Annotated in this window: 17 protein-coding genes; 7 read left to right on the top strand and 10 right to left on the bottom strand. The window is 66.3% G+C overall.

Features of this window, described 5'->3' with window-relative positions; genetic code table 11:
• The first annotated feature begins 90 nt into the window (after positions 1-90).
• The 3 genes from HU735_RS19215 to HU735_RS19205 are packed head-to-tail and all read left to right on the top strand — an operon-like array spanning position 91 to position 5,560.
• Positions 91-1,329, top strand: coding sequence for an exonuclease SbcCD subunit D C-terminal domain-containing protein (locus tag HU735_RS19215; RefSeq protein ID WP_186714799.1), 1,239 nt, complete (start codon positions 91-93; stop codon positions 1,327-1,329).
• On the top strand, positions 1,326-4,970 hold the full coding sequence (locus HU735_RS19210; protein WP_186714798.1) for an AAA family ATPase: 3,645 nt from the start codon (positions 1,326-1,328) through the stop codon (positions 4,968-4,970). Before HU735_RS19215 ends, HU735_RS19210 begins: the two co-directional genes overlap by 4 nt.
• Entirely contained in the window at positions 4,967-5,560 is a 594-nt protein-coding gene (locus tag HU735_RS19205; protein ID WP_186714797.1) for a glutathione S-transferase N-terminal domain-containing protein, read from the top strand. Before HU735_RS19210 ends, HU735_RS19205 begins: the two co-directional genes overlap by 4 nt.
• Positions 5,561-5,717: 157 nt before the next feature.
• On the opposite strand, the gene HU735_RS19200 is transcribed toward HU735_RS19205, so the two are convergent.
• From HU735_RS19200 to HU735_RS19175, 6 genes are all read right to left on the bottom strand, one after another.
• On the bottom strand, positions 5,718-5,894 hold the full coding sequence (locus HU735_RS19200) for a hypothetical protein (RefSeq protein WP_186714796.1): 177 nt from the start codon (positions 5,892-5,894) through the stop codon (positions 5,718-5,720).
• 270 nt (positions 5,895-6,164) lie between these two features.
• Positions 6,165-7,295 carry a lactonase family protein gene (locus HU735_RS19195; protein ID WP_186714795.1) on the bottom strand — a complete coding sequence of 377 codons (1,131 nt, stop codon included), beginning with the start codon at positions 7,293-7,295 and terminating at the stop codon, positions 6,165-6,167.
• Entirely contained in the window at positions 7,261-7,551 is a 291-nt protein-coding gene (locus tag HU735_RS19190) for a DUF5629 family protein (protein WP_186714794.1), read from the bottom strand. Before HU735_RS19190 ends, HU735_RS19195 begins: the two co-directional genes overlap by 35 nt.
• Positions 7,552-7,659: 108 nt before the next feature.
• Entirely contained in the window at positions 7,660-10,053 is a 2,394-nt protein-coding gene (locus HU735_RS19185; RefSeq protein WP_186714793.1) for an RND family transporter, read from the bottom strand.
• On the bottom strand, positions 10,050-11,066 hold the full coding sequence (locus tag HU735_RS19180) for a YCF48-related protein (RefSeq protein ID WP_186714792.1): 1,017 nt from the start codon (positions 11,064-11,066) through the stop codon (positions 10,050-10,052). Before HU735_RS19180 ends, HU735_RS19185 begins: the two co-directional genes overlap by 4 nt.
• A gap of 248 nt (positions 11,067-11,314) precedes the next feature.
• The gene (locus HU735_RS19175) at positions 11,315-12,937 is read right to left on the bottom strand and encodes a twin-arginine translocation signal domain-containing protein (protein ID WP_186714791.1); all 1,623 of its coding nucleotides are present in this window, start codon (positions 12,935-12,937) and stop codon (positions 11,315-11,317) included.
• 135 nt (positions 12,938-13,072) lie between these two features.
• Here HU735_RS19175 and HU735_RS19170 point away from each other — a divergent pair, with 135 nt between their 5' ends.
• The gene (locus HU735_RS19170) at positions 13,073-14,005 is read left to right on the top strand and encodes a siderophore-interacting protein (RefSeq protein ID WP_186714790.1); all 933 of its coding nucleotides are present in this window, start codon (positions 13,073-13,075) and stop codon (positions 14,003-14,005) included.
• Positions 14,006-14,183: 178 nt separating this feature from the next.
• Here HU735_RS19170 and HU735_RS19165 read toward each other — a convergent pair whose 3' ends face one another.
• The 3 genes from HU735_RS19165 to HU735_RS19155 form a co-directional block, all read right to left on the bottom strand.
• Positions 14,184-15,584, bottom strand: coding sequence for an aspartate aminotransferase family protein (locus tag HU735_RS19165; protein WP_186714789.1), 1,401 nt, complete (start codon positions 15,582-15,584; stop codon positions 14,184-14,186).
• A gap of 228 nt (positions 15,585-15,812) precedes the next feature.
• A complete protein-coding gene (locus HU735_RS19160) occupies positions 15,813-17,135 on the bottom strand; it encodes an ATP-binding protein (protein WP_186714788.1) in 1,323 nt (440 codons plus the stop codon).
• Entirely contained in the window at positions 17,132-17,815 is a 684-nt protein-coding gene (locus tag HU735_RS19155; protein WP_186714787.1) for a response regulator transcription factor, read from the bottom strand. The genes HU735_RS19160 and HU735_RS19155 overlap by 4 nt, the downstream gene beginning before the upstream one ends.
• 200 nt (positions 17,816-18,015) lie before the next feature.
• Here HU735_RS19155 and dsbD point away from each other — a divergent pair, with 200 nt between their 5' ends.
• From dsbD to dsbG, 3 genes are read left to right on the top strand one after another with little or no spacing between them, the layout of a single operon-like run.
• Complete coding sequence (dsbD, locus tag HU735_RS19150; RefSeq protein WP_186714786.1) at positions 18,016-19,734, top strand: protein-disulfide reductase DsbD; 1,719 nt, start codon at positions 18,016-18,018, stop codon at positions 19,732-19,734.
• Positions 19,734-20,564, top strand: a complete 831-nt coding sequence (locus tag HU735_RS19145) for a TlpA disulfide reductase family protein (protein WP_050706561.1) — start codon at positions 19,734-19,736, stop codon at positions 20,562-20,564. Before dsbD ends, HU735_RS19145 begins: the two co-directional genes overlap by 1 nt.
• A 1-nt stretch (position 20,565) precedes the next feature.
• Entirely contained in the window at positions 20,566-21,324 is a 759-nt protein-coding gene (gene dsbG, locus HU735_RS19140) for a thiol:disulfide interchange protein DsbG (protein WP_186714785.1), read from the top strand.
• 240 nt (positions 21,325-21,564) lie between these two features.
• Here the strand turns inward: dsbG and HU735_RS19135 are convergent, their stop codons facing one another.
• Positions 21,565-21,984, bottom strand: coding sequence for a hypothetical protein (locus HU735_RS19135; protein ID WP_186714784.1), 420 nt, complete (start codon positions 21,982-21,984; stop codon positions 21,565-21,567).

Here is a 21,984-nt window from a genome sequence, read left to right as displayed (position 1 = left end):
CGCGGGGCCAGCCCGCTCCCACGGCCCCGCGATGAGTTACCATAGCGCCCTAATCCAAACGCCCCCTGCCGCCCACCCAACGGATCTTCCATGCGTCTGTTTCACACCTCCGACTGGCACCTGGGCCAGAGCCTGCATGGCCAGGAACGCGATTTCGAACACGCCTGCTTCATCGACTGGCTGCTCGGCCAGCTGCGCCTGCGCCAACCCGACGCGCTGCTGATCGCCGGCGACATCTTCGACACGGTCAACCCGCCGGTCAAAGCCCAGGAGCGTCTCTACGACTTCATTGTCCAGGCCCACGAGCAACAGCCCAAGCTGGATATCGTGATGATCGCCGGCAACCACGACTCAGGCTCGCGCATCGAGCTGCCGGCGCCACTGATGCGCCGCCTGCGCACCCACGCCCTGGGCCGGGTGCACTGGCTCGACGAGGGCCAGCTGGACACCGAGCGGCTGCTGATCCCGTTGACCAACGCCCGTGGCAAGGTCGGCGCCTGGTGCCTGGCCCTGCCCTTCCTGCGCCCCGCCGAAGTCACCGGCCCCGCGCTGGGCGACGACTACCTGCAGGGCATCAACCAGGTCCATGAGCAACTGATCACCGCAGCGCGCAAGAAGCGCAAGAAAGACCAGGCGCTGGTCGCCATCAGCCACGCGCACATGGCCGGCGGCAGCATCTCGGAGGACTCCGAGCGCAGCCTGATCATCGGCAACGCCGAAGCCCTGCCGGCCAAGTTGTTCGACAAGGCCATCAGCTACGTCGCCCTTGGCCACCTGCACAAGCCGCAGAAGGTCAACCGCGAGAACCGCATCCGCTACAGCGGCGCGCCGATCCCGTTGTCGTTCGCCGAGATCAACTACCCGCACCAGGTCCTGGAAGTGGAGCTGGACGGCGCCGAGCTGGTCAGCGTCGAGCCGCGCCCGGTGCCCCGCGCGGTGGCCCTGCAACGGGTCGGCCCGGCGCCGCTGGGCGAATTGCTCGAACAGCTCGGGCAACTGCCGGTGATCGACCTGCTCGAAGACCCCAACCGCCAGCCCTGGCTGGAGGTGCGGGTACGTCTGGACGAGCCGCAGCCCGACCTGCGCCAGCAGATCGAAGGCGCCCTGCAGGGCAAGGCCGTGCGCCTGGTGCGCATCAGCGCCGAATACGCCGGCAGTGGCCGTGCCGAGGACGACGAGCAAGCCTTCGTCGAGCTGGCCCAGATGACCCCGCAGGACCTGTTCGGCCGTGCCTGGGAGCAGGCCTACGGCAACCCCGCCGACGACCAGGCCCTGGCCGATTTCGCCGAATTGCTGCAGGACGTCCTGCAAGAGGAGCAGCAGGCATGAAGATCCTCGCCATCCGCCTGAAGAACCTGGCCTCGCTGGCCGGCCCGATCGATATCGACTTCACCGCCGAGCCCCTGGCCAGCGCCGGCCTGTTCGCCATCACCGGGCCCACCGGCGCCGGCAAGAGCACCCTGCTCGACGCCCTGTGCCTGGCCCTGTTCGGCAGCGTGCCGCGGCTGAACGACATCGCCCGGGAAGCCAAGGTGCCGGACGCCGACGGCGAGATCCCCACCTCGGATCCGCGTAACCTGCTGCGTCGCGGCACCGGCAGCGGCTTCGCCGAGGTCGATTTCGTCGGCATCGACGGCGGCCGCTACCGCGCCCGCTGGGAAGCCAACCGCGCCCGCGAAAAGGCCACCGGCAAACTGCAGAACAGCCGCCAGAGCCTTTACGACCTGGACAGCGAGCAACTGCTGGGCAGCGGCAAGAACGAGTACAAGCAACTGGTCGAGGCCCGCCTGGGCCTGAACTTCGAGCAGTTCACCCGCGCGGTGATGCTAGCCCAGAGCGAGTTCGGTGCTTTCCTCAAGGCCGACGACCGTGAGCGCAGCGAACTGCTGGAAAAACTCACCAACACCGCGATCTACACCCGCCTGGGCCAACGCGCCTTCAGCAAGGCGCGGGAAACCGGCGAGGTTCACAACGACCTGAAGAAGCAGGCCGAGCACCTGCTGCCGATGGCGGCCGAAGCCCGCGCCGCCCTCGACCAGGCCCTGGAACAGGCCCAGCAACAGTTCAAGGCCGAGCAGACGCGCCAGCGCCAGCTGGAACAGCAACGCACCTGGTTTGCCGAACAACAGCGCCTGCAGGCCCAACACAGCGAAGCCGGCACGGCCCTGCAAAACGCCGAACACGAATGGCAGCAACTGGCCGAGCAGCGCGTCGACCTGCAACGCCTGGAGCGCCTGGCGCCCCAGCGCCACCAGTTCCACCGCCAGCAGCACCTGGCCGGGCAACTGGCCCCGGTGCTGGCCGATATCGACCAGCAACTGCGCCAGCAAACCGAGCTGCAGCAACACACCAACGCGCTACAGCAGGCCCTGGAAACGGCCCGCCAGCACCTGGTCCAGCACCAGGCCCTGCACGGCGAAAACGCCCCGCGCCTGCGCCAGGCCTTCGCCGCCCAGGGCGACCTGGCGCGCCTGGACAAGGAGCTTGCCGAACAACGGGAAGCCTGCACCCAGGCCGAACAGGAAGTCGGTGCAGCCCAGCAGCAACTGCAGCAGCTGGAGGACAACCAGCAGCGCAGCCTGGAGCAACTGGCCAGGATCGACGGCGCCCTGGCCGAGAGCCAACCGCTCGGCAGCCTGGCCGACGCCTGGCAGGCCTACCTGCCACAGCTCAAGCAGGTGATGCTGATCGGCGGCCGCCTGGCCAAGGGCCGCGAAGAGCTGCCCGGCCTGCAGGCCCAGGCCAGTCAGGCCAACGCCCAGCTGCAAGCCCAGCGCGAGCATTTCGAGTTGATGTTCCGCGAGGCCGGGGCCGAGCCCCAGACGCTGGCCGAGCAGATCGACCTGCTCGGCGCCATGCTCCAGGACAACCGCAAGCAGCAACGCGCGGTCGAAGAACTGTCGCGTCTGCATGGCCGCGAAATGGAACTGCGCAACGGCCTCGATGCACTGCGCGAGCGCCAGCAACAGGCCATGCAGCAGCGCCAGCAACTGATCGGCGAAGGCACGGCGGCCAAGGCCGAACTGGAAAACGCAGAGCAGGCGCTGACCCTCACCCGCCAACTGCTCGAGCGCCAGCGCCTGGCACGCAACACCAGCGTCGAGGAACTGCGCGCCCAGCTGCGCGATGGCGAACCCTGCCCGGTGTGCGGCAGCGCCGAGCACCCGTTCCATCAACCCGAGGCGTTGCTGCACAGCCTCGGGCGCCACGACCAGGCCGAGGAAGCGGCGGCGCAGCAGCAGGTCGAACAGCTCAATACCAGGTTGGTGGAGCTGCGCACCCAGCTGGGCGTGGTCAACGCCCAGCTAAAGGACTACCAGCAGCAACAGCAGCAGTTGGGCGAGCAGTTGCAGCCCGTGCTCGAGCAGGTCCAGGCCCATGCCCTGTGGCCAGCGCTGGCGCCGCAGGACGATAGCGCCCGTGGCAAGTGGCTCGACGGCCAGCTGCGTCGACTCGGCGACGAGATCGACCGCGACGAGAAACGTCAGGGCGCCCTGCTCGCCCTGCAAAAAGATGCCGCCCGCCTCACCCAGCAATTGCAGGCCGCCGGCGAAGCCCAGCAACAGGCCCAGCGCCACCTCGACCAACAGCACCAGGCCCTGGCCGCCGACGAGCAGCAACTCGCGCAGGCCCTCGAAAGCCTCGAAAGCGTGCTGCCCCCGGACATTCTCCAGGCCCTGCGCGACGACCCGGCCAATGCGTTCCTCGGCCTCGACCAGCAGATAGCCCAACGCCGTCAGCAACTCGACCTGCGCAAGGACGAGCTGGAAGAACAACAGGCTCGCCAGGTCCAGCTGGACAAACAACGCGATCAGCAACAGGCACGCCTGCACAGCCAGCAGCAGCTGCAACAGAAGCTCGCCGTGCTGGACGAACAACGCCGCCAGGCCCAGGCCACCCTGGGCGAACTGCTCGGCGAACAGCCCAGCGCCGAAGCCTGGCAGCAGCACATGGACACCCAGCTGGAACAGGCCCGCGCCGCCGAGGCTGAAAGCGCCCGGCAATTGCAGGCGCTGCACACCCAAGGTGTGCAACTGGCCGGCGAGCTCAAGGCCAACCAGCAACGCCAGCAGGCACTGGAGCAGGAGCACCAGCAGTTGCAAGGCGAAATCGCCCAGTGGCGCAGCGAACACCCGGAGCTGGACGACGCCGGCCTCGACCGCCTGCTGGCGATTGACGACAGCCAGGTGAGCGAACTGCGCCAACGCCTGCAGGCCGCGGAAAAAGCCGTCGAGCAAGGCCGCGTGTTGCTAGGAGAACGTGAGCAGCGACTGCAGCAACACACTGCCCAGGCCCATGGCGAGCTGCCCGTCGAAGCGCTGGAAACCGCCCTCGCCGAGCTGGCCGCACAGCTGGCCGCCCAGGAGCAGCAATGCGCCGAGCTGCGCGCCCAACAGGCCGAGGACCAGCGCCGGCAACAGGCCAGCCAGGCCCTGGCCGAACAGATCGACCAGGCCTACCAGCAATGGCAACGTTGGGCACGCCTGAATGCGTTGATCGGCTCGGCCTCGGGCGATGTGTTCCGCAAGATCGCCCAGGGCTACAACCTCGACCTGCTGCTGCACCACGCCAACAGTCAGTTGCGCCAGCTGGCCCGGCGTTATCGCCTCAAGCGCGGCGGCAGTGCCCTGGGCCTGCTGGTGCTGGACACCGAGATGGGCGACGAGCTGCGTTCGGTGCATTCGCTGTCGGGTGGCGAGACCTTCCTGGTGTCGCTGGCCCTGGCCCTGGGCCTGGCATCCATGGCGTCGAGCACCCTGCGTATCGAATCGCTGTTCATCGACGAAGGCTTCGGCAGCCTCGACCCCGAGTCGCTGCAACTGGCCATGGACGCCCTCGACGGCCTGCAGGCCCAGGGGCGCAAGGTGGCGGTGATCTCCCACGTGCAGGAGATGCACGAGCGCATTCCGGTGCAGATCCAGGTGCGCCGCCAGGGCAATGGCCTGAGCGACGTGGAGGTGTGCGGGTGATCCTCTACTCGTTCCGCCGCTGTCCCTGGGCCATGCGCGCGCGCCTGGCCCTGCGCTACGCTGGCTGCGACGTGCAGGTCCACGAGGTGAAGATGAAGGAAAAGCCGGCCGAGCTGCTGGCACTGTCGCCCAAGGGCACGGTGCCGGTGCTCGATACCGGGGATGCGGTGCTGGAGGAAAGCCTGGACATCATGCGCTGGGCGCTGGCCCGACATGACCCCGAGGACTGGCGCCTGCAGGCCGATCCCGCAGCGGCGCAGCAGGCCGAAACGCTGATCGCGCGCAACGACGGCACCTTCAAGGCGCAGGTGAACCGGTACAAGTACGCCGAGCGCTACCCCGAGCACACCCGGGCGCACTACCGCGCCCAGGCCGAGCCCTGGCTGGCCGAGCTGGAACGCCTGCTCGAAGACAGGCCCTACCTGCTGGCCGCTCATCCAAGCCTGGCCGACGCCGCCTTGCTGCCCCTGATGCGCCAGTTTGCCGGGGTCGAACCCGAATGGTTCGCCGAGGCGGCTTATCCGCGGTTGCGGAGCTGGTTGCAGGGCTGGCTGGCATCGCCGCTGTTCAAGGCCGTGATGGCCAAGTGAGACAGCGTGTCGCTCAAAGCGCCAGGATCGGCGCGGACATCAACAACAGCACTACCGCCGTGATACGCCACATCATGCTCTGCCCCTTTGGCGAGTCAAAAAATTAGCGTCAAATTAAATCACATGGCATTGTGCTATTACCAATGGCTTTACACACTCAATTGACGTGCTTGCTCAGGGCGGCATGGAAATGCGCGCTCTGCTGCAGGTACTTCTGGGTGTAGCTGTGGGTGTTGGACGCCTTGGCGCTTTGCTCCAGCTGGGCGTGGGCCGGCAGTACGACGGAGGCGGAGATGGCGGATGCGGCGATGACCGGGAAGAGATTGAAGTTCATGTGGGCTGACCTCGACTTCGGTGGTTGACGTTGGCCCGTCGGGGCCTTGGGTCAAAACTTACGCCGATGCGTCTGCCTGGAAAAATTCATTGCAGCAGTAGCGAATATCACCCCCATCGATAATTGGACACGCGTCCCCTGTAGGAGCGGCCTTGTGCCGCGAAAGGGCTGCACAGCAGCCCCGGCGATTGATGCATTAACGCTGAAATCCTGGGGCCGCTCTGCGGCCCTTTCGCGGCACAAGGCCGCTCCTACAGGGCAAACGCAGGATCATTCCAAAAACTTGAGATCCGAAGGCGCCTGCTGGGGCAACTTCTGCACCGTCTCCCCCAGCTTGCCGCTACGCGGATCGCGGCGCATGACCACGATCTGGTTGCTCTTCTGGTTCGCCACCAGCAGGTAGTTGCCATCCGGATCGAGGGCAAACTCCCGGGGATGGTCGCCCTCCACCGAACGGCGCTGCAGCAGGGTGAGCCGGCCATCGTCCTTGCCCACGGCATACACCACGATCTCGTTGGCGGTACCACGGTTGCTGACATAGAGGAAACGCCCATCGGCCGACAGGTGCAGGCCGCCAGCTGCCTTAGCCGCAGCGTCCGTGCTTTCGGTCAGCGGCAGGCGCTGGCGCTCGGTCAGCGCACCGTCCTGCACATCGAACACCACCACCTCGGCGCTCATCTCCAGGGTCAGGTAGGCATGCCGGCCCTTGGCGTCGAACAGCAGGTGACGCGGGCCGCTGCCCGGTGGCAGGTCTACTGCGGGCGGGATCGCCGGGCTCAGCGGATGCTCGGGGCTGGCGCCGTCGTAGCGGTAGATGAATACCTTGTCGGCGCCCAGGTCGCTGGCGTACAGGTGGCGGCCATCGGGCGACAACACCAGCGAATGCACATGGGCACCGGCCTGGCGCTCGGGATTGACCTTGCTCGGCGCATGCCGGGCCTGCTGCACCACCGGCTTGAGCTTGCCGTCCCGGGCCACCGGGATCACCACCAGGCTGCCTCCGGGGTCGGGGGCAACGGCGTAGTTGGCAACGAACAGGTAGCGCTGGTCGTGGCTAAGGCTGGCGTGGGTCGGCTCGTCGCCCTGGCTGGGCACCTGGTTCAGCAGCTTGATCTCACCCTGCTTGCCCAGCGAGAAACTGCTGACCTGGCCCTTGGGCGTTTCATTGACCGCGAACAACTGGCGCTGGTCGGCAGACAGCACCAGCCACGAGGGGCTGGTGCTCTTGACCACCTGCCGGGGCGTGGCGTCGATCTGCCCCGAGCGGGAATCGAAGTCGTAGCGGTAGATCCCTTCGCTGCCGTTATCGGTGTAGCTGCCCACCAGCAACGTGGCGGCCTGGGCGTTGACTGACAAAGCCATGAGGCTAGCGGTCAGCAGGCGTGTCCATTTCCTGTTCATCGTCTTCTTCATCCGGGGCACGAAAAGCACTCATACAGACTAGACGATGCTCGCCTTCGTCACTGGCCAGGCTCCAGTCGTCGCCCGTGCCGGTGGCGGCGGCGATCTGGTCGGGGGTGAAGGACCAGCGACGCAGCTGGCGGCCGTCCATGCATTCGATGGTGAGGCCGGATGCGTCGAAGGTGAAGTCGAAGGCGTGCAGGCCGTCGATCAGGAGCATGTCGCAGGATGCGAGGGCGGTGGCGAGGGTGGTCATGGAGGCACCGATTGAGAAAAATGGCCGCCATTATACGCATCGCGGGGCAAGCCCGCTCCCACGCCAGGTAGGTCGTGGGAGCGGGCTTGCCCCGCGATCAGACCTCGATCAGTGAGCGAAGATCGAACCACCCTCCTTGCCCGCCAGCTTCTCCGGTTTGATCAGGAACCGCGCCAGCGCCGGCAGCAGCCACAGGGCGCCGAACATGTTCCACAGCAGCATGAAGGTCAGCATCAGGCCCATGTCGGCCTGGAACTTGATGGCCGAGAAGATCCAGGTGCACACGCCGATGGCCAGGCACAGGCCGGTGAACAGCACCGCCTTGCCGGTGGAGCGCAGGGTCTCGTAGTAGGCCTCCTGCAACGGCAGGCCGGCACGCAGGAAGCTCTCCAGGCGGCTGTAGATGTAGATGCCGTAGTCCACGCCAATGCCCACGCCCAGCGCCACCACCGGCAGCGTGGCGACCTTCACGCCGATGCCCATGAACGCCATCAGCGCGTTGCCCAGCACCGAGGTCAGCACCAGCGGCAGGACGATGCACAGCGTCGCGGCGAACGAGCGGAAGGTGATCATGCACATCACCGCCACGCAGATGTAGACCAGGATGAGGATGGTCAGCTCGGCCGACTTGATCACCTCGTTGGTGGCCGCCTCGATGCCGGCGTTACCCGCCGCCAGGAGGAACTGCAGGCCTTCCTTGTTGTGGCTGTCGGCAAAGGCCTTGGCCGCGGCGGTGACCCGCTCCAGGGTCTCGGCCTTGTGGTCGTTGAGGAACACCAGCACCGGCGCCAGCGAGCAGTCGGCGTTGTACAGGCCGTCGGCGCGGGCGATCGAGTTGTTGAGGATGTCCGGGTTGCGCGACAGGGTCTCCCATTTCAGGCTGCCTTCGTTCATGCCCTTGATGACCTGTTTCGACACGGTCACCAGGGAGATGGTCGACTGCACCCCCGGGGTGTTGTCCATGGTCCACATCAACTCGTCGATCGGCGCCATGGTCGAGTGGATCGAGCAGCTCTCGGCCGGGGTCTTGACCATGATCACCAGCACGTCGGAACTGGTCGAATAGTTGCTGATGATGAAGCTGTTGTCCTGGTTGTAGCGCGAGTCCGGGCGCAGCTCCGGCGCGCCCTGGTCGAGGTCGCCGATCTTCAGGTTCTGGCTGTACCAGAGGCCGCCGGCGAAGGCCAGCAGCGCCAGCACCACCGACACCGGCGCCACCTTGGCGCTGGCGAAGTTGGACAGCAGGCGCCAGAACGGGTGTTCACGGGTGGCGTCCTTCTTGCTGCGGGCGATGGCCTTCTGGCTGATGCCGACGTAGCTGATCGCCACCGGCAGCAGGATCAGGTTGGTGAAGACGATCACCGCCACGCCGATCGAGGCGCCGATGGCCAGCTCGCGGATCACCCCGATGTCGATGATCAGCAGGGTGATGAAGCCCACGGCATCGGCGAGGATGGCGATCATCCCCGGCAGGAACAGCTGGCGGAAGGTGCGCCGCGCCGCGGTCAGGGCGTTGTCGGCGTCACTGGATTGCAGGGCGATGCCGTTGATCTTCTGCACCCCGTGGGAGATGCCGATGGCGAAGATCAGGAACGGCACCAGCATCGAGTACGGGTCCAGGCCGAAGCCCACCGCGTGCATCAGGCCCAGCTGCCAGACCACCGCCACCAGGGTGGTGATGAGCACGGCGATGGTGCTGCGGATACACCAGGTGAACCAGTACAGCAGCGCCCAGGTGATCACCAGCGCCACGCCGAAGAACATCGCCACCATCACCAGGCCGTCGATCAGGTCGCCGACCTTCTTGGCGAAGCCGACGATATGGATCTTGACGTCGGGGTTCTGCGCCTGGAACTTGTCGCGGATCTTCTCTTCCAGCTGGTGCGAGAACTGCTGGTAGTCGAGCTTGACCTGGCGCCCCGGGTCCTGCGGGTCGGGGTAGCTTTCCAGCAACGGGATGTCGATGATGCTGGACTTGAAGTTGTTGGCCACCAGGCGCCCGACCTGGCCGGACTTGAGCACGTTGTCGCGCAAGGTGTCGAGGCTGTCCTGGGAGCCGTTGTAGGTGTTGGGGATCACCTCGCCGCCAGAGAAGCCTTCTTCGGTGACCTCGCTCCAGCGCACGCTGGGGCTCCACAGCGACTTCAGCCCCGCGCGGTCGACGCCGGGGATGTAGAACACCTCGTCATGGATCTGACGCAGGGTCTCCATGTAGTCCTTGTCGAAGATGTCACCCTTGGTCGACTCCACCGACACACGCACGGTGTTGCCGAGGTTGGCCAGGTCGTTGCGGTGCTCGAGCATCTGTTCGATGAACGGATGCTGCAGCGGAATCATCTTCTCGAAGCTGGTGGAGGGGCGGATCTGCGTGGCCTGCCAGAACAGGAAGATGCTCACCAGCACGCAGATGGCGATGACGATGGGGCGGTTGTTGAAGATCAGGCGTTCCAGCAGGGTGGCCTTGTCCTTGTGCTGCATGTCGAAGCTCTCCCGGCTGGTCATGGACGCGCCTCCTGGGTGCCGTCGGCCGAGGCCCGGTGCACGCCCCCTTGCCCGACCAGCAGCAGGCCGCCACCGCCCAGGCCGCTGACGCCCGACAGGGCGATGCGGTCGGCGCGGTTGCGCACGCTGAAGCTCTGCCCATCGTCATGGCTGCGCAGCACGCTGCCGCCGTTGCCGACCAGCACCAGGCTGCCGTCTTCGAGAAGCGTAGCGCTTGCCAGGCCGAATTCGAGCGGGCCGCGTTCGGCCTTGAGTTCGATCGGCTGCCAGCTGTCGCCGAAATCGGTGGAGCGGAACAGGTTGCCGCGCAGGCCGTAGGCCAGCAGGGTGTTGGGCTGGGCGGTGCCGATCACGCCGAACAGCGAGCCCTCGTAGGGGCCCTGGACCTTGGCCCAGCTCTGGCCGGCGTCGCTGGAGCGGAACATGCCGCCCTGCTCGCCGACGATGAACAGGCCGGCGTCTTTCACCAAGGTGATGGCGTTGAGGTGCAACTGCTCGGGGTTGTCCAGGCGCTCGGCGACGTCCTGCCAGTGCTGGCCGCCATCGAGGGTCTCCAGCAGGGCACCGTAGGCGCCCACGGCGAAGCCGTGCTGCGGGTCGAGGAAGCGCACATCGAGCAAGGGGGCCTCGCGGGACAGGTCTTCGAACTGCTTGCTCCAGGTCGCGCCGCCGTCGCTGCTGGCGAGGATCTGCGCGTCGTGGCCGACGGCCCAGCCGCGCTTGTCGTCGAGGAAGAACACGGCGGTGAGCAGTTGCCGGGTGGGGACCCGGGCCTGGGTCCAGGTCTTGCCCTGGTCGTCGGAGAACAGAATGTGGCCGCGATCGCCGACCACCACCAGGCGTTGCCCGGCATGGGTGGCGCCGATCAACAGGCTCTGGCTGGCCTTGGCCGACTCCACCGAGTATTCCTCGGCGGCCACCGCCGCCAGGACTTGCCCGGCCCCGATACTCAGCGTCAGCGCCAGCATCGCGCTGGCCGCCAGGCTGTAGCGTGCCCTTGCCCGCTCTCTCATGACTGCCCCCTGTTGTGTTCTTGTGCTGGGTCAATCTATTGCCAGGTGCTGTGAAAACCCTGTTCCAGAGCCCTGGAATAGCTTCGGGCCATCGTATCGGGGTTGTTCGGCGGAACACAACGAGCGGGACGTTATGTTTTGTTAACCAGAAGAACAATCGGGGCCGCTGCGCGGCCCATTCCCTGAAGGGCCTGTCCCGTGACAACACCTCCAAGGGACGGGCTATCCCCTCAGGTGGGCGTGGTCACTCAGGAAACAATATTCTTCAATGACAGGTGCCGCGCATACCAGGGCCGTTGCGGCACCTTGCGCAGCAGGTTCTCGATCTTGTCGTCGGCACCGAAGGTGATGCGCAAGGCAAGCTTCATGGTCTCCACGTCCATCTCCACCGACTTGCCCAGACGCATCCCCGGTTGCGTGCTGCAGCCATGGGTGTCCGGCCCTAGCCAGGGGTCATCGACTTCTACCCAGCGGCCTGGAGCGAACCACGGCACACCGTTGACCTCCAGGCGCCGCACCTGGCCGGGATGGTGACGCTCATGAGCACGGAACCAGTCGTCGATGCGGTCGTCGATCCAGCCATGGAAGCCCCAGAACACCGGGTGCACATGGGAGGAGAACGGATCGCCGAGGAAGTCGTTCTCAGGCTCGAACCAGCGCGCGGCGAAATCCGCCTGGTCGCGGGCGAATGGCACTGGCGCGCCATTGTTCGGATCACGCGGCACCGAAGCCCAGCACATGTGCAGCCAATCGTGCAGGTTCATCTCCAGTTCCGAGCCGAAGGCGCCCAGGGTCAGTTTCGACAGGTACACCGGGTCCTGGTATTGCGACTCCCACACCTGGAAGTTGCTGCAATAGGTCTCACCTGCCTTGATCGCCCCGACCCACTGCCCATAGGCTTCATCGCCCGGGGCCTGCCAGCCTGGCGGCACGCAGTAGCCGTCGTGGTTGTCGAAGTAGCGGGCGAAACCTGCTCGATCGAACTCGACGCTCGGCTGCGGCAGCGGGAAGCGCTGCCAGGAAGGAAGGTCCTGCAAGGTGCGCGCATACATCAGCATGTGCCGGTGCATGAACAGAAAATCGATACCGGAGCCATTGCGGTGCTTGCGCGGGCCACGGGCATCGCGCTCACGGTCCCGTGGCCCCGGCTGCCAGCCCAGGCCACGCAGGGCATCCTGCTTTTTCTCCGGCAGCTTGTGCCACTTGTCGCGGGTGGCGTGCCAGAGCTGGTGGAACAGGCGATGTTCAGCGCCGACCACCCACTCGCGCATTTCGGGAGTATAAGGCAGACGCTCACGGGCCTCGGGGAACAGACGCTTGACCGCGACAAAACGGCTGTCGGGCACCGGCAGGGTCAGTGGTCGATCCAGGCGCTGCACGCGGCCGCTCAGCGTGCCGCTGCCGGCATTGGCGAACTCGGCCCAGACCTCGTCGAGACTCGCCACGCACTCATAGCTTGGCCCGCCGTGCTGGCTGAGCAGGCGCCAACGCACCTCGGTGCTGCTGGCACCGACCAGATCACCGAGCACACGATAGGCCGGCTCGGCAGCACCGCGCAGACCCTCACCGGTATCGACGAATCCGCGCAGGCCACGACCTTTGGTGGCGACATCGAGGAACATCTCGACGCCCTCTTGAGGCAGCCCGTCCAGTCCTCGTTCGGCACCGTCGAAGCGGATCTCCCACACGCCGCGCAGCTGGTCCGCCAGGACCTGCCCGGCATAATCGGCCAGCTCCACGCTGGCTTCGCCGGGCGTGACGATATCGTCTTCAGGGTCGTGGGTCAGTTGCTTGTGCGCGTAATAGGCCGCCGTGCCTGTGGCGCCCGCCACAGCCAGGCCAGCGATGAATCCTCGTCGGGAAATTGTCATTGCGCCTCAATCCGTCTTCGCGTGCCGCGACTTCTATCCAAGCTAGGACGTAGGTGGGCCGAGGAAATTTAGCCTTCTAATTAACCAACCGGCATGCTCGTCTGTTGGGTATCTCCCGCTGACAGAGGCATACCCATGACCTCCCTGCTCGATCGCCTGATCCAACCGATCAAGGCCACGCCCTACCGGGTCTTCGACCTCGACCTCAAAGCCATCGAACCCCTGAGCCCGTCGCTTAGCCGCTTCGTCTTCACCGGCGAGGACGTGGCGCAGATGACCACCCTGGCCCCCGACCAGCGCGTCAAGCTGCTGTTCCCGACGCCCGCCGGAGCGCCGCCGAGCCTGCCCAAGCACGAGCAGTGGCAACAGGCGCGGCGCGAGCTGGCAGCTCAGGACATGCCACCGATGCGCACCTACACCATTCGCGCCCTGCGCCGCGATGCCCTCGAAGTGGATGTGGACTTCGTCCTGCACGGCGTCAATGGCCCGGCCTCGGCCTGGGCCACCCATGCCCGCCCGGGTGACCGCCTGCAGATGGTCGCGCCCAACCTGGCCTATGCGGACGACCCCGGCGGCTACGAGTGGAAGCCACCGCACAGCGCCCGGCGCATCCTGCTGGTCGGTGACGAAACCGCCTTGCCAGCCATCGCCGGCATCCTCGAACAGTTGGCCGCGAGCGCGCCGGAACTGCTGGTGGAGGCCTATATCGAAGTGCCGCTGGAAGCCGACTGCCTCGACCTGCGCCACAGTCCGGCCACCCGCCTGCATTGGCTGCCGCGCGATCTGCTGCGTAGCGAACATGGCCAGGGCATGCTGCACGCCGTGCGCGAACTGGCCAGCCTGCCGGCGGTGCGCGGCGCGTCGACGGTCGAGCTGGAGGACGTGGATATCGACGAGCGCATCCTGTGGGAACAGGCCAGCGGCGAGCACGGCGACTTCCATGCCTGGATCGCCGGGGAATCGGGGACTGTGATGGATATCCGCCGGCACCTGATCAAGGAGCGCGGATTGCCGAGGGAAAGCCTGACGCTGATGGGTTATTGGCGCGCCGGGCGTACCTTCGACTGATACCTGCGCCCTGTAGAAGATCACTTACGGAACAGAAGAGTAAGCATCACCAACGTGGGAGCGGGCTTGCCCCGCGATGCGGTTTATGGCACCGGCTTTGCCGGTGATCGCAGGGCAAGCCCGCTCCCACGCTGTTCCAGTCAAGTCAGCAAGTTACGTATTGCTCCATGAGAAGGCCTTAGCCAGCCAGTACCGCCGCCGCAACCGCCTCGGCAAACCTTGCCGCCACCTCATCGACCTGCTCGGCACTGATGATCAGCGGCGGCAGGAAGCGCACCACCGCACCGTGGCGACCGCCCAATTCGAGGATCAGGCCACGGCGCAGGCATTCGCGCTGCACCTTCGGCGCCAGCTTGCGGCAGGCCGGCGGATGGCCCTGGATGTCGCGCTTGCCCGTCGGATCCACCAGCTCCACGCCCAGCATCAGGCCACGGCCACGGATGTCGCCAAGCTGCGGATAGTCCTGCTGCAACCGTTGCAGATGCCCGCGCAGACGCTGACCCATGGCCTCGGCGTGCTCGCACAGGCGGTGCTCCACCAGGTACTTCATCACCGCGGAGCCCGCGGCCATGGCCATCTGGTTGCCACGGAAGGTGCCGGCGTGGGCGCCCGGCGACCACTGGTCGAGCCAGTCGCGATAGACCATCACCGCCAGCGGCAGGCTGCCACCAATGGCCTTGGACAGGGTGACCACGTCGGGCACGATGCCGGCGTGCTCGAAGGCGAACATCTTGCCGGTACGGGCGAAGCCGCTCTGGATCTCGTCGACGATCAGCGCCACCCCGGCCTGCTCGGTAATCCGCCGCAGCCCGCGCAGCCACTCGATGTCGGCAGGAATCACACCACCCTCGCCCTGCACCACCTCGACGATCACCGCCGCCGGCAGCGCCACGCCGGCCTCCGGATCGCACAGCAGGTTTTCCAGGTAGTGCAGGTTGGCGCGCACGCCCGCCTCGCCACCGAGGCCGAACGGGCAGCGGTAGTCATAGGGATACGGCAGGAACTGCACGCCATTGTTCAGCAGCGCGCCAAGCGGTTTTTTCGGCCCCAGGCTGCCCATCAGGCTCAGCGCGCCCTGGGTCATGCCATGGTAGGCCCCCTGGAACGCCAGCACGGTGCTGCGCCCGGTGACCGTGCGCACCAGTTTGAGCGCCGCCTCGACCGCGTCGGTGCCGGTCGGGCCGCAGAACTGGATCTTCGCCTCCCCGCGCAAACCTTCTGGCAGCAGAGCGAACAGGTCCTGGACGAACTGGTCCTTGACCGGCGTGGTCAGGTCCAGGGTGTGCAGCGGCAACTCATCGGCCAGCACGCGCTGGATCGCGTCGATCACCACCGGATGGTTGTGCCCCAGGGCCAGGGTGCCGGCGCCGGCCAGGCAGTCGATGAACTGGCGGCCCTCGACGTCCTCGACGTACAGGCCACGGGCGCGCTTGAGCGCCAGGGGGATGCGCCGCGGGTAGCTGCGGGCGTTGGACTCCTGCTGCTGCTGGCGCAACAGCAGGGGCGAATCCTCGAATTCGTACAGGGGGCGCGGCGTGGTGGCCGGCAGCACCTGGGCAAGGCTGGAAGCGGTCGACATCGGAAAATCCCTCGCAAGCAAGCGAATGTGCCCGCCACGCGCCCTGTAACCGGATGTGTGTCGGGTTCTTATCGTTTGAAAAACGCTTCAGCGAGGTGCGGATTTAGCGGTTGTCGTGGGATTTGTTGTGAATGTACGACCTGCATCGCGGGGCAAGCCCGCTCCCACAGACTCATGCGCCAAGCTGCGTGGGAGCGGGCTTGCCCCGCGATGGGTACAACGCCGAACTCAACTCCCCGAACGCGCCGGTACCTGCAGGCTCACCCGCAAACCATCGGCCCGGCTGTCGAATCGCAGGCTGCCAGCGCAGCGCTGGACGATGGCCTGGACGATCGCCAGCCCCAGGCCACAGCCACCGCTTTGGCCGTTACGCCAGAAACGTTCGGTCAGGTGCTCGAGATCTTCCTGGGCAATCCCCGGTCCATGATCGCGCACCAGGAAGTCCACCTGCCCGTCCTGCGCCTGTACCTCAAGCTCCACGGCGGCATCGCCGCCATGGCGCAGGGCGTTGTCCAGCAGGTTGCGCAGCGCCGCCACCGCCAGCGGTGCCGGCATGCTCAGGTAGACCTTGGCCGCCGCCTCGGGCAGGCGCAGGTGGATACGCCGGTTGTCGCCACCGCCGGCGTCCTCGATGGCCTGCCGGGCAACCTGCTCGGCACTGCACTGCACGCCATCGTCGAAGGACAGGCTGCCCTCGACCCGCGCCAGCATCAGCAACTGCTCCAGCGTGCGGTGCATGCGATCAGTACCCTGCTCGGCGTGCTCCAGCGCTTGTTCACGCACGGCGCCGTCGGTCATCCGCGCCACCTGCAGGTGGGTCTTGATGGCGGTCAGCGGGCTGCGCAGTTCGTGTGCGGCATCGTCGGTCAGGCGACGTTCGCGCTCGATGGTCTGGGCGATGCGCAGGAACAGCTGGTTCTGGGTGTCGAGCAACGGTTGCAGCTCGCTGGGCAGGCCGGCCACCTGCAACGGCTCGACGCTGTCGGCGCGACGCCTGCGCAAGGCGTCACGCATGCGATTGAGCGGCTCCAGCCCCTTGCCCAGGCCGATCCACAACAGCCCGAGGCTGCCCAGCAAGGCCATCAACACTGGCGCCGAGGCTGCCAGCAAAATCGACTGGTTCAGCGCCTCGCGTTCCTGATGGCGGTCGGCGGTGGTGATGCGCACATCGCCATGGTTGTAGGTGAAGGTACGCCAGGAGGCGCCATCGATGGTCTGGTCACGGAAGCCGCTGCGCTCGTCGTCCATGGTGCCATCGTGCTTGTGGTTAGTGGCGAGGATCTCGCCGCGCAGGGAGCTGACCTGGCAGGCCATGCCGTCCGGCACGCTGAACTGGTCGGCGGAAAAGTGCGCGTCCTGGCCCTTGGCGGTCAGTGGTTGCGGCAACTGGTCGATCAGCCCCGCGACCATGCGTGCCGAGGCCACCAGGCGCTGATCGAGGGAAAACATCATCTGCTGGCGCAGGTCGCGCAGCATCCATGCCGCCGCCAGCACCCAGATGACGATGAACACACTGCCGAGAATCAGTGAAAGGCGAACCCGCAGGCTCATGACGCGCCCTCCTCCGGCGCCTGGGCCGGCCCCAGGCGGTAGCCGAGCCCGCGCACGGTCTCGACGATGCTGTTGCCCAGTTTGCGCCGCAGGTGATGGATATGCACGTTCAGCGCGTTGCTTTCGACCTCGTCGCTGAAACCGTAGACGCAGTCCTTGAGCTGTTCGCTGGACAGCACGCGCCCCGGGTTCTGCAGCAAGGCCTGAAGCAATGCCTGCTCACGGCGCGACAGGTCCACCGCCTGGCCGGCCAGGGTGGCCGCGCAACTGCTGGGGTCGTAGCGCAGCGGGCCGTGCTCGATGACATTCACCGCCCGCCCGGCCACACGACGCAGCAGGGTGTGCAGGCGCGCGGCCAGTTCGCGCAGGTCGAAGGGCTTGAGCAGGTAGTCGTCGGCGCCCGCCTGCAGGCCGTCGACCCGGTCGGTGACCGCGTCGCGGGCGGTGAGCACCAGCACCGGCAGGGTCTCGCCCTGCTGGCGCAGGCGGCGCAGCAGCTTGAGGCCGTCCTCGTCGGGCAGGCCCAGGTCGAGGATCATCACGTCGAACTTCGCGGTCCCGAGCATCTGCCGGGCCTGCGAGGCGCTGGCCACCCGGTCCACGGTCAGGCCCTGGGCCGAGAGGCCGGCGCAGATGCCGCTGGCGATCAGGTCGTCGTCCTCGCAGAGCAGAACGTGCATGAGGGGGTCTCTCCTGGGTGGGGAAGCTGGCATTGCACAGGGTGGCGATTAAGGGGGGATTATGAACGGGTTTGGAGGATTTCGTCGGGCTGATAGCATCGGGACAGACAAGGCTGCCGCCGGTCCTAGGACCAACTTAACCTTCAGTTAATGAGCCAAGGCCAGCATGGCCCTCTTCAAAGCTCTGCCAAGGCGTCGACATGCGTGTTCTCCTGCTCTTTCTGACATTCCTGCTCGCCGGCCCCCTCCAGGCCAACCCCTTTGCGGTAAAGCCGGACTTCCTGCCGGTCAACGAGGCCTTCGTCCTGACTCACGACCGCCTGGAAAACGGCCAGATGCGCCTGCATTTCCAAATCAAGGACGGTTACTACCTTTACCAGAAACGCCTGAAATTCGACGGTCTGCCCGCCGAACAGCACCCGTCCCTGCCCCAGGCCGAAAACCATCACGACGAGTTCTTCGGCGACAGTGCGGTGTACCGCACCGAACTGGAACTGCTTCTGCCGGCTAACGCCAGCGGTGAACTGCGCCTGGGCTGGCAAGGTTGCGCCGACGCCGGCCTGTGCTACCCGCCGCAGACCACGCCGATCGCCCTGGGCGGCAGCGCCGCGCCACCCGCCGCTGTCGACCAGGCCAGCGACCAAGCCCTGGCCGGCACCCTGCAACAGGACAGCCTGGCCTGGAGCCTGCTGGCGTTCTTCGGCCTGGGCCTGCTGCTGGCCTTCACCCCATGCTCGCTGCCGATGCTGCCGATCCTCGCCGGACTGGTCCTGGGCAATGGCGCCAGTGCCCGGCGCGGCTGGTGGCTGGCCGGCGTCTATGTACTGAGCATGGCACTGGTCTACGCCGCCCTCGGCGTGATCGCCGCGCTGCTGGGCGCCAGCCTGCAGGCCTGGCTGCAACAGCCCTGGCTGCTGGGCAGCCTGGCCGGCCTGTTCGTGCTACTGGCCCTGCCGATGTTCGGCGCCTTCGAACTGCAATTGCCGGCCGCCCTGCGTGACCGCCTCGACCGCGCCGGGCAAGGCACCCGTGGCGGCAACCTGTACGGCGCGGCGTTGCTGGGCGCCCTGTCGGGCCTGCTGTTGGGCCCATGCATGACAGCGCCACTGGCCGGTGCGCTGCTGTTCATCGCCCAGAGCGGCGACGTGCTGCAAGGCGCGCTGGTGCTGTTCACCCTCGGGTTGGGCATGGGCGTCCCCTTGCTGTTGCTGGTCACCCTGGGCAACCGCTACCTGCCACGCCCGGGCGCCTGGATGAACCTGGTCAAGGGCTTGTTCGGCTTCGTGTTCCTGGCCATGGCCCTGTACACGGTGCGTAGCCTGCTGGCGGAAACCCTGGTGCTGGCCCTGGCCGGCGCCTGGCTGATCGCCCTGGGCTGGGCCGCCTGGCCGGCCCTGCAGCGCCTGCCCGCCTTGCGCGCCATTCCCCTGCTCGGCGCCTTGTGGGGTGGCCTGCTGCTGGTGGGCGCCGCAGCCGGGGGCAACGACCTGTGGCAACCCCTGCAGCCCTTCGCCGGCAAGGGCACCGCGCAAGCTCCGGCCAACGCCCACGACGCCTTCGTCACCGTGAACGCGCCGGCCGACCTGCAGCGTGAACTCGACGCCGCCAAGGCCCGTGGCCAGTGGGTGCTGGTGGACTACTATGCCGACTGGTGCGTGTCGTGCAAGGTCATGGAAAAGCAGGTGTTCGGCCGTGGCGATGTCCAGGCCAGCCTGGCCGGCGTGCACCTGCTGCGCCTGGATGTGACCGCCGACTCCCCGGCCAGCCGCGAACTGCTGCAGCGTTACCAGGTGCCAGGCCCGCCCAGCCTGATCTGGATCGGCCCGGAAGGCGACGAGCGCCGCGCCCGCCGCATCACCGGCGAGATCGACGCCGCCGGTTTCCTGCAACACTGGGCCCAGACCAGGAGCCAAGGCTGATGCTGACCGTCACCCTCGGGCCACTGACCATGGCCCTGAACCACCTGCTGCTGCTCGCGGCGCTGGGCATCGCCAGCCTGGTCGGCTGGCGGGTGGCCAGGCGCGGCGGCGAAAACCCGGAGTCGGCGCTGTTCAACCTGTTCCTGCTGGGCCTGCTGTTCGCCCGGCTGGGCTTCGTCCTGGCCTACTGGCCGATGTACCGCGACGACCCGCTGCAGGTCATCGACATCCGCGACGGCGGCTTCCTGCTCTGGGGCGGCCTGCTGGGCATCGTCCTCGGCACCTTGTGGCAGGGCTGGCGGCGCCCCGGTCTGCGCCGTCCCCTGGGCTGGGCGTTGTTCAGCGGCGCGCTGTTCTGGGGCCTCGGCAGCCTGGCCAGCCACCTCTACAGCAAGGGTACCGAACTGCCGGACATGAGCCTGCGCGACAACCGTGGCCAGGCGGTGGCCCTGCACAGCTACCGCGGACGGCCGCTGGTGATCAATATCTGGGCCACCTGGTGCCCGCCCTGCCGGCGCGAAATGCCGGTGCTGCAACAGGCCGAGGACGACTACCCCCACGTGACCTTCCTGTTCGTCAACCAGGGAGAAACCCCGGAGAACGTCAGCACCTTCATGGCCACCACCGGCCTGACCCTGTCCCACGTGCTGTTCGACGGCACCGGCGAGCTGGCCCGCAAGGTCGGCTCCATGGCCCTGCCCACCACCCTGTTCTACAACGCCGAAGGGCGGCTGGTCGGCAGCCACCTGGGCGAACTGTCGCGCGCCAGCCTGCGCCACGCCCTGGAACCCTTCGAACGCGCCGATGCGCCCGCCCCACAAGGAAACTGACATGCGACTGAATGCGCTGCTGCCCCTGACCTTCACCCTGCTCGCCGCGCCCCTGCTGCACGCCGAGGAACTGCCCAAAGCGGTCCAGCAACTGCAGGCCAAGGGCGCCGTGATCAAGGGCAGCTTCGACGCCCCCAACGGCCTGCGCGGCTATGCCGCCGAGTACCACAACAACGGCATCGCCCTGTACCTGACGCCCGACGGCAAGCACGTGCTGGTGGGCAGCCTGTTCGACGAGCAGGGCAAGGACCTCAGTGCCGAGCCACTGGAAAAGCTGGTGTACGCACCGATGAGCAAGGCCGTCTGGGCGAAGATGGAAAAGACCGCCTGGATCCAGGACGGCAAGGTGGACGCACCACGCACTGTCTACCTGTTCAGCGACCCTAACTGCCCATACTGCAACATGTTCTGGCAGCAGGCCCGGCCCTGGGTCGAGTCGGGCAAGGTGCAACTGCGACACATCATGGTCGGCATCATCCGCGAGGACAGTCCGGGCAAGTCCGCCGCGCTGCTCGCCGCCAAGGACCCGGCCAAGGCCTTGCAGGAACACGAGAAGGCCGGCAAGGCCAGCACGCTCAAGGCGCTGGACAAGGTGCCGGAGGCGGTTCAGAAGAAGCTCGAGGCGAATCTGGCGCTGATGGAAGAACTGGGCCTGGCCGCAACCCCGGCGATCTTCTATCAGGATGAGCAGGGGCAGTTGCAGAGCCAGCAAGGCGCGCCACGGCCGGAGATGCTGGGGAAGATACTCGGCAAGCGTTAAACCGCAGTCTATCTGAAGGTGCAACGATAGCCTTTGGTGAAAACATCGACATGGCTGTCCTGACCAATCAGCAGATAGCGCTTCAAGCCCAGCGATCCTGATGGGTCGCAGGGCGCTTTGCGTTCGCTTAGGCACTGTACGCAAAGCCATGTCGTAGACAAGGAGATACGGTCGCCAGGCCGGAGCCGTCCTTTTCAGGCTCATTGATACGCCCGCTTCACCCTCGACCTTGATCGTGGCTCAATCCATCAAGGTCTCGGAAAACATAGTGTGTATACGCTGGCAGAAATCTGATTCATCGACACTGTCCGGCAACACCAATACATAGTAAAAAATTCGATTGAAGCGCAAATTGATATCGTACGGTTCGAAATCCGAATCACCTTCAAACTCGAATAGCGTAGCAATCCCGTTCAACGCTGCTGGCTTTGCCTCAACGCCAAAGCACCCCTCGCCCGTCGCCCCCAGGTTGTAACCTTGCTCAAGGTGGGCCTTCAGCATCCCCTCATCTTTATAGAAAAGAATAAACTCCTCTCCCCGAATGCACTCCTGCTGCGACTGAAACCCCAGACGTGCTGCTTTTTCCGTCAATGCCGCGAGCACCAGTTCCAGCGACATATCGGTATAAAAGCCATACATGACACCCGACCAATCAGCCAT

The organism is Pseudomonas sp. BW16M2, from assembly GCF_014268865.1.
GTDB classification, from domain to species: domain Bacteria; phylum Pseudomonadota; class Gammaproteobacteria; order Pseudomonadales; family Pseudomonadaceae; genus Aquipseudomonas; species Aquipseudomonas peradeniyensis.
Note: the sequence above shows the minus strand (reverse complement) of the source record. Positions and strands in the feature narration are given on the sequence as shown.

What these genes read in the sequence shown, in the direction of transcription:
- HU735_RS19145 (WP_050706561.1), top strand. Translation starts at nt 19,734, where the DNA reads ATGCTGACCGTCACCCTCGGGCCACTGACCATGGCCCTGAACCACCTG.
- HU735_RS19170 (WP_186714790.1), top strand. Translation starts at nt 13,073, where the DNA reads ATGACCTCCCTGCTCGATCGCCTGATCCAACCGATCAAGGCCACGCCC.
- dsbD (WP_186714786.1), top strand. Translation starts at nt 18,016, where the DNA reads ATGCGTGTTCTCCTGCTCTTTCTGACATTCCTGCTCGCCGGCCCCCTC.
- HU735_RS19215 (WP_186714799.1), top strand. Translation starts at nt 91, where the DNA reads ATGCGTCTGTTTCACACCTCCGACTGGCACCTGGGCCAGAGCCTGCAT.
- HU735_RS19195 (WP_186714795.1), bottom strand. Translation starts at nt 7,295, where the DNA reads ATGAACAGGAAATGGACACGCCTGCTGACCGCTAGCCTCATGGCTTTG.
- HU735_RS19165 (WP_186714789.1), bottom strand. Translation starts at nt 15,584, where the DNA reads ATGTCGACCGCTTCCAGCCTTGCCCAGGTGCTGCCGGCCACCACGCCG.
- HU735_RS19160 (WP_186714788.1), bottom strand. Translation starts at nt 17,135, where the DNA reads ATGAGCCTGCGGGTTCGCCTTTCACTGATTCTCGGCAGTGTGTTCATC.
- HU735_RS19175 (WP_186714791.1), bottom strand. Translation starts at nt 12,937, where the DNA reads ATGACAATTTCCCGACGAGGATTCATCGCTGGCCTGGCTGTGGCGGGC.
- HU735_RS19185 (WP_186714793.1), bottom strand. Translation starts at nt 10,053, where the DNA reads ATGACCAGCCGGGAGAGCTTCGACATGCAGCACAAGGACAAGGCCACC.
- HU735_RS19180 (WP_186714792.1), bottom strand. Translation starts at nt 11,066, where the DNA reads ATGAGAGAGCGGGCAAGGGCACGCTACAGCCTGGCGGCCAGCGCGATG.
- HU735_RS19190 (WP_186714794.1), bottom strand. Translation starts at nt 7,551, where the DNA reads ATGACCACCCTCGCCACCGCCCTCGCATCCTGCGACATGCTCCTGATC.
- dsbG (WP_186714785.1), top strand. Translation starts at nt 20,566, where the DNA reads ATGCGACTGAATGCGCTGCTGCCCCTGACCTTCACCCTGCTCGCCGCG.
- HU735_RS19155 (WP_186714787.1), bottom strand. Translation starts at nt 17,815, where the DNA reads ATGCACGTTCTGCTCTGCGAGGACGACGACCTGATCGCCAGCGGCATC.
- HU735_RS19210 (WP_186714798.1), top strand. Translation starts at nt 1,326, where the DNA reads ATGAAGATCCTCGCCATCCGCCTGAAGAACCTGGCCTCGCTGGCCGGC.
- HU735_RS19200 (WP_186714796.1), bottom strand. Translation starts at nt 5,894, where the DNA reads ATGAACTTCAATCTCTTCCCGGTCATCGCCGCATCCGCCATCTCCGCC.
- HU735_RS19135 (WP_186714784.1), bottom strand. Translation starts at nt 21,984, where the DNA reads ATGGCTGATTGGTCGGGTGTCATGTATGGCTTTTATACCGATATGTCG.